General features: G+C 74.5%; 12 protein-coding genes. 4 read left to right on the top strand and 8 right to left on the bottom strand.

All coding sequences use genetic code 11. The features are described 5' to 3' along the window. Positions 1 to 3 precede the first annotated feature (3 nt). Both Ae331Ps2_RS14410 and eno read right to left on the bottom strand, forming a co-directional pair. Positions 4 to 603 carry a septum formation initiator family protein gene (locus Ae331Ps2_RS14410; protein WP_075308307.1) on the bottom strand — a complete coding sequence of 200 codons (600 nt, stop codon included), beginning with the start codon at positions 601 to 603 and terminating at the stop codon, positions 4 to 6. A 171-nt stretch (positions 604 to 774) separates the two neighbouring features. Further along, the gene (gene eno, locus Ae331Ps2_RS14405) at positions 775 to 2070 is read right to left on the bottom strand and encodes a phosphopyruvate hydratase (RefSeq protein WP_020625110.1); all 1296 of its coding nucleotides are present in this window, start codon (positions 2068 to 2070) and stop codon (positions 775 to 777) included. 153 nt (positions 2071 to 2223) lie between these two features. On the opposite strand from eno, the gene Ae331Ps2_RS14400 reads away from it, so the two are divergent. The 4 genes from Ae331Ps2_RS14400 to efeB all read left to right on the top strand — a co-directional run bounded on the left by Ae331Ps2_RS14400 (position 2224) and on the right by efeB (position 6017). After that, entirely contained in the window at positions 2224 to 2634 is a 411-nt protein-coding gene (locus Ae331Ps2_RS14400) for a tetratricopeptide repeat protein (protein ID WP_075312380.1), read from the top strand. A 133-nt stretch (positions 2635 to 2767) separates the two neighbouring features. Continuing rightward, complete coding sequence (gene efeU, locus Ae331Ps2_RS14395; RefSeq protein ID WP_075308309.1) at positions 2768 to 3592, top strand: iron uptake transporter permease EfeU; 825 nt, start codon at positions 2768 to 2770, stop codon at positions 3590 to 3592. A 44-nt stretch (positions 3593 to 3636) separates the two neighbouring features. After that, on the top strand, positions 3637 to 4785 hold the full coding sequence (efeO, locus tag Ae331Ps2_RS14390) for an iron uptake system protein EfeO (protein ID WP_075308311.1): 1149 nt from the start codon (positions 3637 to 3639) through the stop codon (positions 4783 to 4785). Then, entirely contained in the window at positions 4782 to 6017 is a 1236-nt protein-coding gene (efeB, locus tag Ae331Ps2_RS14385; protein ID WP_075308313.1) for an iron uptake transporter deferrochelatase/peroxidase subunit, read from the top strand. The genes efeO and efeB overlap by 4 nt, the downstream gene beginning before the upstream one ends. A gap of 25 nt (positions 6018 to 6042) precedes the next feature. Here efeB and Ae331Ps2_RS14380 read toward each other — a convergent pair whose 3' ends face one another. From Ae331Ps2_RS14380 to Ae331Ps2_RS14355, 6 genes are all read right to left on the bottom strand, one after another. Next, the gene (locus Ae331Ps2_RS14380; RefSeq protein ID WP_233147418.1) at positions 6043 to 6780 is read right to left on the bottom strand and encodes a lytic transglycosylase domain-containing protein; all 738 of its coding nucleotides are present in this window, start codon (positions 6778 to 6780) and stop codon (positions 6043 to 6045) included. A gap of 42 nt (positions 6781 to 6822) precedes the next feature. Then, positions 6823 to 7749 carry a MazG family protein gene (locus tag Ae331Ps2_RS14375; protein ID WP_075308317.1) on the bottom strand — a complete coding sequence of 309 codons (927 nt, stop codon included), beginning with the start codon at positions 7747 to 7749 and terminating at the stop codon, positions 6823 to 6825. Further along, positions 7749 to 8672: a SurA N-terminal domain-containing protein gene (locus tag Ae331Ps2_RS14370; protein ID WP_158071447.1), complete on the bottom strand. Its 924-nt coding sequence runs from the start codon at positions 8670 to 8672 to the stop codon at positions 7749 to 7751. Before Ae331Ps2_RS14370 ends, Ae331Ps2_RS14375 begins: the two co-directional genes overlap by 1 nt. Positions 8673 to 8685: 13 nt before the next feature. Next, entirely contained in the window at positions 8686 to 12303 is a 3618-nt protein-coding gene (locus Ae331Ps2_RS14365; RefSeq protein WP_075308319.1) for a S41 family peptidase, read from the bottom strand. Next, positions 12300 to 13487: a type III PLP-dependent enzyme gene (locus Ae331Ps2_RS14360; protein ID WP_083695559.1), complete on the bottom strand. Its 1188-nt coding sequence runs from the start codon at positions 13485 to 13487 to the stop codon at positions 12300 to 12302. Before Ae331Ps2_RS14360 ends, Ae331Ps2_RS14365 begins: the two co-directional genes overlap by 4 nt. 106 nt (positions 13488 to 13593) lie before the next feature. Beyond that, positions 13594 to 14418: a transposase family protein gene (locus Ae331Ps2_RS14355; protein WP_075313133.1), complete on the bottom strand. Its 825-nt coding sequence runs from the start codon at positions 14416 to 14418 to the stop codon at positions 13594 to 13596. Positions 14419 to 14622: the final 204 nt, after the last annotated feature.

Raw genomic sequence — 14622 nt, 5'->3', positions numbered from 1 at the left:
CTCTCATCGTCGCGGGTCGCCCACGACGTCGTTCCACAGGGTGTGGAACCAGGGCACGCCGGGCTCGGCCTGACCGTCCTCGACGACCGGCGCCGGCGGGGCCGGGAACTGCGGCACGTAGGGCGTCTCCCCCGGCTCGACCATCCCGAGCCGGGCCCGGGCCTGGGCCTCGACCTCGGCCGGGTCCGAGAGCCGGGCACGGTCGGCGGCCAGCCGCGCGACGTCGGCCTCCAGCGCCTGCTGCCGGTCCGAGACGTCGGACAGCTCCTGGCGCTGGGCGACGAAGTTGTGCAGCGGCACCGCGACGGTCAGCGCGAGTGCGCAGACCACGATCGCCAGGATGGCGGCCCGCTTCGTCGACGACAGGCCCAGCAGGCCGGTCGTGCGGGCGACGACCTCGCCGGCGCGGGACCGGGCACGGGTGAGACGCGGCCGGGCGCCCTGGGGGCCGGCCGGACGCGACCGCGCACCGGAGCCGCCCGTCGACGCGGGGGCCCGCGCCGAGCGCCCGGTCGTGCTCCGCGGCTTCGCCGCGGCCCGGCCACGACCCGTGCCGGTCGTGCGGGCGCGAGCGTCCCGTCCACGTCCCCGACGGTCCGCCATGCACCCTCCCGTCCGTACCGGGTTCCCTCACCCGCCAGTGCTGCTCGGTGCCGCTGCGTGGCGGCCCGTCCAGCATGCCGCCCGATCGGGCACCGGTGACGGTGCCGCGCCGAACCGTCCGCAGACGATCCGGGCGGCACCGCCGTCACCGACGAGGGAACAACCGGAGCCTCAGCTCTGGCCGGGCACCTGGTACCGCGGGAACGCCAGCTCGCCGTTGTAGCGGGCGGCGTCACCGAGCAGCTCCTCGATGCGCAGCAGCTGGTTGTACTTCGCCACCCGCTCGGACCGGGCCGGGGCGCCGGTCTTGATCTGGCCGCAGCCGGTCGCGACAGCGAGGTCCGCGATGGTGACGTCCTCGGTCTCCCCGGAACGGTGGCTCATCATGCAGCGGTAGCCCGCGTTGTGCGCCATCGTGACCGCGTCGAGGGTCTCGGACAGGGTGCCGATCTGGTTGACCTTCACCAGCAGCGCGTTCGCGGCGCCGCGGGCGATGCCGTCCTCGAGCCGCTCCGGGTTGGTGACGAAGAGGTCGTCGCCGACCAGCTGCACCTTGTCGCCGATGGACTCGGTGAGCGCGACCCAGCCGTCCCAGTCGTTCTCGTCCAGCGGGTCCTCGATCGAGACCAGCGGGTAGGCGGCCACCAGCTCGGCCCACACCTCGGACAGCTTGTCCGCGGTGATCTTCTTGCCCTCGAAGGAGTACTTGCCGCCTTCGTGGAACTCGGTCGCGGCGACGTCGAGCGCCAGCACGACGTCGGTGCCCAGCGTGTAGCCGGCGCGCTGCACGGCGGCGGCGATCAGGTCGAGCGCGCCGCGGGTGCCGCCCTTGACGTCGGGGGCGAAGCCGCCCTCGTCGCCGAGGCCGGTCGACAGGCCCTTGTCCTTCAGCTCCGACTTGAGCGCGTGGTAGACCTCCGCGCCCCAGCGCAGCGCCTCGCGGAAGGTCTCCGCACCGATCGGCGCGACCATGAACTCCTGCACATCGACGGAGGTGTCGGCGTGCGCACCACCGTTGAGGATGTTCATCATCGGCACCGGCAGGACGTGCGCGTTGGAGCCGCCGACGTAGCGGAACAGCTCCAGGCCCGAGGACTCCGCCCCGGCCTTCGCGACGGCCAGCGACACGCCCAGCAGGGCGTTCGCGCCGAACTTCGACTTGTCCGGGGTGCCGTCGAGGTCGACGAGGCGCTGGTCGACCAGTCGCTGGTCCACCGCCTCGACGCCGACGAGCTCCGGCCCGATCTCGTCGAGGACGGCCGCGACGGCCTTCTCGACGCCCTTGCCGCCGTAGCGGTTCTTGTCGCCGTCCCGGAGCTCGACGGCCTCGTGCTCACCGGTCGAGGCGCCCGACGGGACCGCGGCACGCGCCAGCGTGCCGTCGTCCAGCGCGACCTCGACCTCCACCGTGGGATTGCCCCGGGAATCGAGGATCTCGCGTGCCCCGACCTGCTCGATGACCGCCACCGTGACTCCTGTTCTGATCGCGGGTGTCGTCCGGTGCGTCAGCGTAGTCACCGGTCGGCCCCCGGCGGGGGACGCTTGCGTCACCCTGCTCCGCACCGGTGGTCTGTCAAGGCCTCGCATCCCGCCCGGATCGCACCTAACGTGGGGGTGACCATGAGCAGTCCCCGTGCGAACCACCAGGACCCGGTCGCCGCGTTCCGCCGTGCCGACCGCCTGCTCTCCCGGCACCGCCCGCTCGAGGCCCTCGACGCGCTCCGTCCCGTCCTCGACGCGCACGGTCCGGACGAACCCGGCGACGCCTCGGTGCACCTGCTCGCCGGCCGCCCCTACCTGGACTCGGCGCAGCTGCGGAAGGCCGAGGCCGCGTTCGTGCGGGTCGTCGAGATGGATCCGGCCGACCACTACGCGCGCTTCGCGCTCGGCAAGACACTGCAACGGCAGGGCAGGCTCGGCGAGGCCGAGACCCAGCTGAAGATCGCCTCGGCGATGGACCCGCGCCCGGAGTACCAGGAGGCGCTGGGTGAGGTGCGGGCCCGCATCGCACTCGCGCCCGACCGCCCCTGAACTGCGAAAACGGATCTTCCGGGGCGAATGCCTCGCGACACTTCCCTCCTCGATCGGGTGAGGTTAGCCTTCCCGCCCGGCAGCTCACCCTCACCTGGCGACTGCTCGTGGTGTCCGTGCCGCTGGAGGTCGCATGCTGGGAAACGCGCTCATCGGGCTGCGCGAAGGACTCGAGGCCGCGCTCGTCGTGGCGATCCTGGTGGCCTTCCTGGTCCGCACCGGGCGTCGGTCCGAGCTGCCCCGGGTGTGGGCCGGCGTCGCGCTCGCCATCGCCGTCAGCGTCGGTGTCACGCTCGGGCTGACCCTGACCCAGCAGGCGCTGACGTTCCAGGCGCAGGAGGCGCTCGGCGGTTCCCTCTCGATCATCGCGGTCGGCTTCGTCACCTGGATGATCTTCTGGATGCGCTCGCACGGCCGGACCCTGTCCCGCGAGCTCGAGGGTGCACTGGACCGGGCCGTGTCGATGGGGCCGTGGGCCGTCGTCGTGATGGCGGCGCTCGCCGTGGGCCGCGAGGGCCTGGAGACCGCGATCTTCTTCTTCGCCGCAGCGCAGGCCGCGGGCGAGACCGCCGGACCGCTGGTCGGGTTCCTGATCGGCATCGCGGTCGCCGTCGCGCTGGCGTACGCGATCTACCGCGGCGCACTGAAGATCGACCTGGGGCGGTTCTTCACCGTCACCGGCTTCCTGCTGATCTTCGTCGCCGCCGGGATCCTCGCCTACGGCGTCCACGACCTGCAGGAGGCCGGGCTCCTGCCCGGCCTGAACACCCTGGCCTTCGACGTCAGCGACGTCGTCCCCGCCGACTCCTGGTACGGCACGCTCCTCAAGGGGATCTTCAACTTCTCCCCGCAGACGACCGTGCTGCAGGCCGTCGTCTGGTCGCTCTACGTCGTGGTGGTCCTGGCGCTGTTCCTGCGCCCGGCCCGCCGGCGCACCCCCGCCGCCACCGGCGCCTGAACCCTGCACCGTCCACGGTGTCCGTCCCTCGATGAGTACGCACGATGTCCCCCGTCACGCGCACGGCTGCCGGCCTGGCGTCGCTCACCGTCGCCGCCGCCCTGCTGGCCGGCTGCACCTCGACCGCCCCGGCGGCGCAGGGACCCGGCGACGGCGGCCCGATCACCGTGAACGCCACCGACACCGCCTGCGAGGTGTCGACCCCGCAGGCCCCGGCCGGCAACGTCACCTTCCGGATCACCAACGCCGGCAGCAAGGTCACTGAGTTCTACCTCTACGCCACCGGCGACCGGATCATGGGCGAGGTCGAGAACATCGGCCCCGGCCTGTCCCGCGACCTGATCGTCGAGGTCCCCGACGGCGGCACCTACACCACCGCGTGCAAGCCCGGTATGTCCGGCGACGGCATCCGCGCCCCGTTCACCGTCACCGGGTCCGCACAGCGCGCCACCGACACCAACGCCGAGCTCGCCGCCGCCACCGCCGGCTACCTGCGCTACGTGTCCTCCCAGTCCGACGCGCTGGTCACCAAGACCTCCGAGTTCGCCGCCGCCGTGTCGGCCCGCGACGTCGCGAAGGCCAAGACCCTGTTCCCGGTCGCCCGCACCTACTACGAGCGGATCGAGCCGATCGCCGAGTCCTTCGGCGACCTCGACCCGAAGCTGGACGGCCGTGAGGACGACGAGCGCGACCCCGGCGTCGCCTGGACCGGGTTCCACCGGCTCGAGAAGGACCTCTGGGTCGACGGCCTGAAGGCCGACTCCCCGCAGATCGCCGCGACCCTGGTCACCGACACCAAGGACCTGCAGGGCCGCATCCCCGGTCTGAAGCTCACCCCGGCCGAGCTCGCCAACGGCGCCAAGAGCCTGCTCGACGAGGTCGCCACCGGCAAGATCACCGGTGAGGAGGACCGCTACTCCCACACCGACCTGTGGGACTTCCAGGCCAACGTGGAGGGTTCGCAGGCCGCCGTCGCCGCGCTGCGCCCGGTGATCGACCAGAAGGACCCTGCGCTGGGCCCGCTGCTCGACCAGCGCTTCGAAGCCGTCGACACGCTGCTGCAGGGCTACCGCGTCGGCGACGGCTACAAGCTCTACACCCAGCTGACGCCCGAGGACACGAAGAAGATGGCCGCGGCCGTCGACGCGCTGGCCGAGCCGGTCAGCAAGGTCGCGGGCACCGTCACCGCATGAGCCCGCTGCACGTCTCCCGGCGGGGACTGTTCGGCCTGACCGGCGCCGGAGTGGCCCTGGCCGGGGCGGGCGTCGCCGCCGGGTACGGCCTGTCCGGGAACGGCGCCGCGGCGGGCGACGGGACCGTCGCCTTCCGCGGCGCCCACCAGGCCGGGATCGTGACCCCCGCCCAGGACCGGCTGCACTTCGTGGCCCTGGACCTCACCACCACCGACCGGGACGCGGTGCGCGACCTGCTGGCCCGATGGACGGCGTCGGCCGAGCGGATGACGGCCGGACGGGAGACCGCCGAGGGCGGCGCGCTGCCCGGCAACCGCTACACCGCCCCGGCCGACACCGGCGAGGCGCTCGGGCTGCCGCCGTCGTCGCTGACGCTGACCTTCGGCGTCGGCTCCGGGTTCTTCGACAGGCTCGGCATCACCGACCGGCGCCCGGCCGGGCTCGCCGCGCTGCCGCGGTTCCAGCGCGACCAGCTCGACACGGCCCGCTCCGGCGGTGACCTCTGCATCCAGGCCTGCGCCGACGACCCGCAGGTCGCCGTGCACGCGGTGCGCAACCTGGTCCGCGAGGGCTTCGGCGTCACCGAGGTGCGCTGGTCGCAGCTGGGGTTCGGACGGACGTCGTCGACGTCCACCGGGCAGGCCACGCCGCGCAACCTGTTCGGCTTCAAGGACGGCACCAACAACCTCAAGGCCGAGGAACCGGACCTGCTGGACCGTCACGTGTGGGTCGGCGACGAGGGCCCGGAGTGGCTGCGCGGCGGCTCCTACCTGGTGGCGCGTCGGATCCGGATGCACATCGAGGTGTGGGACCGCTCCAACCTCGACGACCAGCAGCGCACCATCGGACGGGACAAGGGCGAGGGCGCGCCGCTGACCGGGACGGCCGAGTTCGACACCGCCGACCTCGCCGCGACCGACGCCTCCGGGCCGGTCATCCCGGACGACGCGCACATCCGGCTCGCCTCCGAACAGGAGAACGGCGGGGCGCGGATCCTGCGGCGCGGCTACAACTTCGTCGACGGCTCCGACGGGCACGGGCACCTCGACGCCGGCCTGTTCTTCATCGCGTTCGTGCGCGACCCGCAGCGCCAGTACGTGCCGATGCAGCGCAGGCTGGCCCGCTCCGACGCGCTCAGCGAGTACCTGGAGCACAGCGGCTCGGCGCTGTTCGCGGTCCCGCCCGGCCTCGCCGAGGGCGACGACCACTGGGGCCGCGCGCTGCTCGCCTGACCCTGCGACGCCGGGGCCGGCCCCGTCAGGGGGCGGGCGGTGCGGGGGCGGCGGTGCGCTGCGCGTAGTCCGCGGCGGCGGCCCACACGTCGCCGGCGTACTCGCGGGAGGCGTTGTAGGCGAGCACCCCGCGCCACCAGTCCCCCGCCTCGGCGACGTCGCGCCCGTTCGCGCACAGGTAGCCGGCCGCGGCGAGCGCGGCGTCGTCGACCTGTTGGGGGTCGGCGACGCCGTCGTCGTTGCCGTCCGCGCCGTAGCGCGCCCAGGTCCCGGGCAGGAACTGCATCGGCCCGACCGCGCGGTCCAGCACCGGGTCGCCGTCGAGGCGGCCGCCGTCGGTGTCGGCGACCCGGCGGGTGCCATTGGTGCCGTCGAGCGGGATGCCGATGATCGGCGGGTCGACGCGGCCGTCCGGGCCGGGCTCGGCGCCGCGGAAGGTGGCGTGCCCGGACTCGATCCGGCCGACCCCGGCCAGCGTCGCCCAGCTCAACCGGCAGGCCGGGGTGCGCTCGCGCTGGCGCAGCTCGGCGTTCGCGTAGGCCTGCAGGGTCCGTTCGGGGATGTCCGCCTCGGCCGCGGTGGCCCTGGCCCATGCGACGACGTCGGTGTCCGCGGGCAGCGGCGCGGACGCGGGCGGGGCGGACTGCCGGTCGACCGGGGTCCGGGGCAGCGACGGCCCGAAGTCCGGGCCGGTCGCCAGCGAGACGACCACGATCAGGGCCACGATGCCGCCGATGGCCACGAGGAGCGACTGAGTGCGCACGCTCACACGTTACCGACGGGTATCACCCGATCGGGGATTGGGTCATGGGCCTGCCCAGTAGCGACGCCAGTCCTGCGCGGTCAGCGTGTGCGGATCGAGCCCGTCCGCGGCGGCGGCCTTCTCCGCCGACCGCACCCGTGCCTCGAACTCGCGGGCGGCCGTGCGCAGCGCGGCCTCGGGGTCGCCGCCGCCGAGCTGCGCGGCCGCGGCCAGCCGGAACAGTGCCGCACCGGCGTCGTCGCCGGCGGGCAGCAGGTCCACGGGCAGCCCGGCCTTCGCCGTGCGGGAGGTCAGCTTCGCGGCGAGCGCGACGGCCGGCTGGACCGTCGCGACGCCGTCGACACTGGACTCGCGCTGCTTCTCGGCGCGCTTGAGCTCGTCCCAGCGGCGGTCCTGGTCGGCGGCCGTGGCGACCTGCTCCCCCGCGGCGAACACGTGCGGGTGGCGACCGACGAGCTTGTCGACCAGCCCGGTCGCGACCTCGTCGATCCCGAACGGGGCGTCGGGGTGCTCGGTGGCGACGCGGGCGTGGAACAGCACTTGCAGCAGGACGTCGCCGAGCTCCTCGCGCAGCTCGGTGCGGTCACCGTCCTCGATGGACTGGTACAGCTCGTAGCACTCCTCGACGAGGTAGCGCAGCAGCGACGTGTGGGTCTGCTCGGCGTCCCACGGGCAGCCGCCGGGTGAGCGGAGCCGGTCCATCACCGCGACGGCGTCCAGCACCGCGTGCCCGGTCGGCGGCGGTACCGCGCAGGGGTGCGCGGCGGCGGGGTGGCCCGCCGGTACGAGCAGCACCGTGCCGTCGGCGAGCTCGGCGGGGTCGGTGCCGGTCCAGTCGACGGCCCCGGCGGCGGCACCGGCGTCGAGACCGGGCACGGCGAGCACCTCGGTCGCGGAGCGCAGCACCGACAGCGCCGCGGCCGGGAGTGCGGCCCCGCGACGGGGACAGACGACGATCGTCGCGGCCATCAGGGGGCGGGCGGGGTCGGGTTGCCGGCGGCGACCGGGAACACCACGGAGGCGTCCTCGGCGGTCGGCACGGCGAGCATCTGGATCGGGTCCCACACGCCGTAGCGGGGGTTGAGCTGCACCCCGGTGCGCAGCGCGGTGGGGGTGAGCATCCGGATCCCGGCCTCGGACAGCGACCGCTGGTCCAACTGGCCGACCGCATTGCCCGGGGCAGGGGCGCCGAGGTCGCGCTCGGTCACCCGGACCACGACCCAGCCCTGGCCGCTGCCCAGCGGGAACGCCGCGACCCAGCCGGCCGGGATGCCGATCAGCGGGGTGAGCGCGGCCTGCGGGGTCTCGGCCGGGCGGATCGCGAGCCCGCGCTGGGTGGTGCCGGCACCGGCCAGCGCCGCCTCGGCCCGCTGCCCGCCGGCGGCGACCTCGCGGGCCAGCGTCGTGGCCTGGGCCCGGTCCTGGGCGACCGCGACGTCCGCGGTCACCGACAGCCGCGGCAGCTCACGCCGGGCGAGCTCGGTCAGGGTCAGCTCGTCCCGGGTCGCGGCCTGCACACCGCCGACCGCCAGCGACGACTCCTGCACCGCCTGCTCGCCGCCCTGCCGGGCGATCGCCGCGGTGACCTGCTGGTCGGTCACGGTGACACCCTGCTCCGGGGCGGTCAGGCCGATCAGGTCGCGGATCACCAGCTGGGACACCACGGCCCGGCCGATGTCGGCCTGGGAGCCGCCCTGGGCCTTCAGACCGTCGACCAGCCCGGGCCGGGTGAGCACGGAGGTGATCGCGGGCTGCACGGTGGCGAGCGGGATCGACCTCTCGCCGACGATCGCGGCGGAGTCGACCCGGCTCGGCCCGGCACCGCAGCCGGCCCCGGTGACAGCGACGGCCCCGACGATCAGCAGGGCGGCGGTGATCCTGCGAGTGCGCACGGCGGTCAGCCTCTCACGCGATGTGGTGCCGATCTCCCCCACCCGGCCGACCCGGCAGCGCGGGCCGGGCCACCGACGGCCGCCCGGCGAGGTCCGGCGGCCGCGCGGGCGGGTGCTCGGCGAGCCGGGCCATGGCGATCTCGATCGCCCGGTCCAGCTGCGGGTCCCGGCCGGCCGCCCGGTCCTGCGGGGTCACGACCACCTCCACGTCGGGGTCCACCCCGTGGTTCTCCATCGTCCAGCCGACGTCGTCGAACCAGGTGGCGTAGCGGGGCTGGGTGACCAGGGTGCCGTCGACGAGCCGGTAGCGGCTGTCGATGCCGATCACCCCGCCCCAGGTGCGGGTCCCGACGACCGGGCCGACCCCGAGCCGCTTGATCGCGGCGGTGACGATGTCGCCGTCGGAGCCGGAGCGCTCGTCGGCCAGGGTCACCACCGGGCCGCGCGGCGCCTGCTCGGGGTAGGTCGCGGGTGCGCCGTGCCGGGGCAGGTCCCACCCGATGACGCGGTGGGCGAGCTTCTCCACCACCAGCTGCGAGGTGTGTCCGCCGCGGTTGCCGCGCACGTCGAGCAGGAGGCCGTCCTTCGCGGTCTCGCGGGCGAGGTCGCGGTGCAGCTGGGCCCAGCCGTAACCCATCATGTCCGGCACGTGCAGGTAGCCCAGCCGCCCCGCGGACCGCTCGGCGACCTCGGCGCGCAGCCGGGCCACCCGGTCCTGGTAGCGCAGCTCGTCCTCGGAGTGCAGCGGGCGCACCGCCACGCGGCGGACGGTGCCCGCGTCGGGCCGGTCGGGTCCGGAGCGGACGGTGAGCTCCACCGTGCTCCCGGCCGTCGCGACGAGCAGCGGCGCGGGCCCCCAGTGCGGGTCGAGCGGGCGCCCGTTCACCTCCAGCAGCACGTCACCGGCCCGCACGTCGACGCCGGGCCCGGACAGCGGGCTGCGTGCGGCGGGCGCGGAGGTCTCCGGCGGCAGGACACGCCGGACCCGCCATCCCGGGCCGCCGTCGGGTTCCGGCCCGAGGTCGGCGCCGAGCAGCCCGGGCCGCCCGGTCGGGTCGCCGCCCGCGCGGCCGCCGATGACGTAGGCGTGCGAGGTGCCGAGCTCGTCGTGCAGCTCCCACAGCACGTCGAGCAGGTCGTCGTGGCTCCCGACCCGGTCGACCAGCGGCCGGTACCGGGCGGTCTCGGCGGCCCAGTCGACCCCGGCCATGTCCTCGACCCAGAAGTGGTCGCGCATCAGGCGGGCGGTCTCGTCGAACATCTGCCGCCACTGGGCGACCGGGTCGACGGTGACCACGAGCCGACGGGTGTCGATCGTGAACTCGTCGCCGCCGGCGTCGTCCTCCGGGGCGGCGGACCCGCCGCGGTCGGCGCGCAGCAGCCGGACCGTGCCCCGGTCCCGGACGACGAGCCGGGTGCCGTCACCGCTCACCGCGAACGACGACGCCGGGTCGGCGACGACGGTGACCGCGCGCCGGGCCAGGTCGAACCGCTCCAGCACGGCGCGGTCGGGCTCGGCGTCGTCGTCGGGGAGGCTGTCGCCGAGCACGCCGGTGCCGCTGGGCAGCCGCAGCCACACCAGGCCGCCCCGGACCGCGGCGAGCCGGGTGTAGCGGGCGGCCTCGACCGGTACACCGACGACCCGGTCGGCCAGCCCGTCGACGTCGACCAGGACCTCCGGCGGCCCCTCGTCGGCGTCCCGCCCGGACCCGCGACGGCCGCCGCGCGCACCTCCCCGGGCCGGTGCCCCGGCCCCGGTCGCCGCGGCCACCGCGCGGCGCGCGCCGTCGGCGGCCCCGTCGACCGCCCCCTCGACCGCCCCGTCGACCGCGGCACCGACCGCGGCATCGCCGGGCGGCTCGGGCTCGTCGCCGGGCTCCGGCGGGGCCGGGGGTGTCGGTGGGGTGGCGGGTTGGTCGTCCGGGCCCTCGTCGGCCGGGTCCACCGGGCGGCCGTCCGGCCCCGCCCCGAACGGCGACGGCGTCCGCGCGGCCAGGGGCACCAGGAACGGCTTCCATCCGGTGCCGAAGGTCAGGTCGAAGGAGTGCTCGTCGTAGCTGGGGTCGAACACCCGCCGGGACAGGAACGCCAGGTGCCTGCCGTCGGCGGTGAAGACCGGGTCGCTGTCGTGGAAGCGGGCCGGGGTGACCTCGGCGTGCTCGCCGTCGGCGACCCGGGTGAGCACGATCCGCGAGAGCCCCTCGGGCGTCGGGTCGCACCAGGCCAGCCAGGCGGAGTCCGGGGACCAGGACACGTCCGACGGCTCGCCCGCGGTGCCGCGGTGCAGCTCGCGCAGCTCCCCCGCCGGCCGGGCCGGGGCGGCCTCGTCGACCACGCCGTCGTCGGGTCGCTCGTCGGGGCCGGACACCGGGTCCGGCACGGGTTCGGCGCCGGTGTGCAGCACCAGCAGCCTGCCGTCGTGCGTGGTGAGCGCGACGGCGGAACCGTCCGGCGCCGGGGCCAGCTCCAGCACCCGGCCGAGCCTGCCCGCGGCGTACCGCGCCCGCTCCGGGGCGGCCGGGGCGTGCGCGTCGAGCGGGGCCACGACCACGGCGTCCTCGCCGGTCGCGTCGTCCACCCACACGGCGCGGTCCGTGCCGAGCGGGTGCGCGAGCCGGGCGCGCACGCCGGGCTCGGCGAGCAGTGCGCGGGCGGGGCCGTCGCGGTGGGTGAGCCGGTGCACGGTGCCGAGCACCGACACGATGCTCGCCCGTCCGGTGCGGTCCGGCCGGACCGGGCCCAGGTCGGCGGGCAGCGACGCGCGGAAGGGCTCGCGGGCGCGCCGCGGCCCGCCGGGCCGGACGTCGATCCGGCGCGGCTGCGAGGCGGCGGACAGGTCGTCGAGCAGGAAGATCTCCCCTGCCGACTCGTAGACCACCCGGCGCCCGTCGGTGCTCGCGTGCCGGACGTAGAAGTCGGTGCCGCCCCCGGAGCCGTGGTCGGTGTGCCGGCGCAGGTCGGTGCCGGGGTCGGCGAGCGGGACGGAGTAGACGTTCCCCCAGCCCTCGTGGTCGGAGACGAACGCCAGCCGCGGGCCCGACCCGTCGTCGACGATCATGGGGCACTCCAGCTGCCCGGCCAGACCGGCGAGGACCCGGGTGAACTCCCCGGTCCCGGTGGCGTCGAGCCAGAGCCGGCCCGCGCGCCCGCCGCGGTAGCGCTTCCAGTGGGCCGCGTCCCGCCCGCCCTCGACCTGGGTGAGCACGGCGGGGCCGCCGGGCTGGTGGGCGAGCGCGGAGAGCGTGCCGTGCGGCAGCAGCTCCGGTGTGCCGCCGGTCGCCGGGACCGCGTACGCCCACAGCCGGGAGGTCGCGTCCCCGTGCGCCGACAACGCGACCACCGCCCCGTCGGGGGTCCAGCCCGCCGCGCGGGTCGTCGCCTCGCCCCACCAGGTGAGCCGGGTGGGCGTGCCGCCCTCGGCGTCGACCCGGTACACCTCGGGCGCACCGTCTCGCCGGGACCCGAAGGCGATCGACCCGCCGTCGGGTGAGAAGCGCGGCGCGGTGACCGGCACCCCGTCCGCGGTCAGGCGGTGGGCCCGCCCGCCCGCGACCGGAGCCGTCCACAGATCGTCCTCCGCGACCAGGACGAGTGTGTCACCCGACAGGTGGGGATGGCGCAGGAAGCTCACACGGCGACGTTAGCCGCACGCACCGACGTTCCGGACCCGCCCGTGGCGGGGTCCCCGGTGCAGACGCAGCGCAGCGGGGCGAACCCGTTGAAGCCGACCGAGGAGTAGCTGGTGGTGTAGGCGCCGGTGTGCAGCAGCCGGACCACGTCACCGGCGCACAGGTCGTCGGGGAGCAGGTAGGGATGCCTGCGGTAGAGCACGTCGGCGCTGTCGCAGGTCGGTCCGGCCAGGACGACCGGCGAGCGGGGACCGTCGTCGTGTGCGGTGCGGATCGGGTAGCGGACCAGCTCGCCCTCGGTCTCGGCGAGCCCGCCGAAGCGGCCGATGTCGAGGTAGACCCAGCACGGACCGGCGTCGCCGTCCCGGTCGGACACGAGCACGACCTCGCTGTAGAGCGTCCCCGCGCCGGCGACGAGGCCCCGGCCCGGCTCGATCATCAGCTCCGGCCGGTCGTCGCCGAACTCCGCGGCGACCGCGTCCCGGATCGCGACGCCGTAGTCCGCCAGGGGGAGGACGTGCGCGTCGTAGTGCGCGGGGAAGCCGCCACCGAGGTTGAGCAGGTACGGCCGCAGACCACGGGCGCGGACCCTGCGGAACACCTCCGCGGCGTCGGCGATCCCGGCGCGCCACGCTCCCGGGTCGAGCTGCTGGGAGCCGACGTGGAACGACACACCCGCCGCGCGCAGCCCGGCCGCGTCGGCGTCGAGCAGCAGCGACGCGGCCGCGGCGGGCGAGCACCCGAACTTGCGGTCCAGCGGGAAGCATGAGCCCGCGCCGCTGCAGGCGACCCGGACGAACACCTCGGCTCCCGGCGCGCACCGGGCGATCTTCGCCAGCTCGGCGGCCGAGTCGACGGCGAACCGGCGCACGCCGCTGCGGTGCGCGAACGCGATGTCGCGTTCCTTCTTGACGGTGCTGCCGTAGGAGATGTCCGCGGGCCGGGCACCGGCCGCCAGGCACAGTTCCAGCTCCGGCCGACTGGCGACGTCGAATCGTGCGCCGAGACCGACCAGGAATGCGACGAGCCGCGGGTCAGGATTCGCCTTGACCGCATAGAACAGGTCCACACCGGGGAGGGCGTCACCGAATTCGGCATACCGTTCTCGGACGGTGTCCATGTCCAACACCAGGCACGGAGTGCAGAAATCGGCGGAATCGGTGGAGTCTGGCCGGCGATCGGACATCGGACACACCTCTTTCCCAGAAACGGGGAGCCCACGACGGAAACGGCCTTCTCACGCGCCGTTGACCTGATCGTAAAACAGTGAGGTGTTCTCAGTAGCGGGTTGATCATGTCGTGCGGTCGTACTCGGTGTGGAGTAGTACGAGCGCAGCTGCGGTGATCGCGCCGGTGCGCCAGGGACATAGCGTGACTCGCCGCAACGCGGCGAAGGTGGTCTTGAGCAGGGCGTTTCCGCGTTCGGCCAGAGCACGAAGGGCTGAGTGCAGGGTGTTGACGGTGCGCTGGTTGACCGTCTGCCCGCGGCCGGGGGCGAGTTTGATGGGCACGGTGAGCCGGTCGGCTTCGCCTTCGTAGCCGAGGTCGCCCAGCGCGGCGTGGGTGTCGTCGGTGAACGCGGCCAGGCCCTCGAGCAGCCCGGGGTGGGTACGGGCGCAGCGGGTGTCGTGCTCGCGGCCCGGCCGCACGTCGCTGGTCCATAGCGGCCATCCATCAGGTGCGGTGAGGACCTGGATGTTCCCGCCGTGGCGGCGGTGCTTGCCCGACCACCACAGGTCGACCCCGGGGGTGAGGCCGAGCGCGCGGCACCGGTCGGTGGCGATCAGGGTGCCGTCGAGATTCACGTGGGTGTGCCCGGCTGTGCGGGCGGCGAGCAGGGCTCCGTGCAGGCCGGGTGCGGCCGCGGCGAGGACGTCGATGCCTTCGTGCAGGTAACGGTAGGCCGTTGCAGTGCTGATCGCGTTGTCACCGGCCAAACATCGGACCCGGGTAGCATCACAGAACCAGCGGATCACCAGCACTGCCTGGGCGAACGGGGTCAACGCCCGCCGCCGGGTGCCACGTCGACGGCGTTGAAGGACCAGGAGCCGCGCCAGATAGGCCACGGTGCGCTCCCCGATCGGGAGGACAGCGGTGTAGGTGACAGGATCAGACATGCAGGACCTCGGTGACGGTGTCGATCTGTGCTGGACCGAACCGATCTACCGGGGTCCTGCCCCGTTCCCGCTCATCTCACCACCCTCGGCGTGTCGCCACGACCTGCCACCCCGCTACTGAGAACACCTCAGTGTGGATCGCGTCCGCGAAGTGCTGTGGATCACCGGAAAAAATGGGAACCCACGTCGCGCGATTGATCCCGA

Origin of the sequence: Pseudonocardia sp. Ae331_Ps2 (assembly GCF_001932405.1) — a bacterium.
Lineage (GTDB): Bacteria > Actinomycetota > Actinomycetes > Mycobacteriales > Pseudonocardiaceae > Pseudonocardia.
This window is presented reverse-complemented; position numbering and strand designations above follow the sequence as displayed.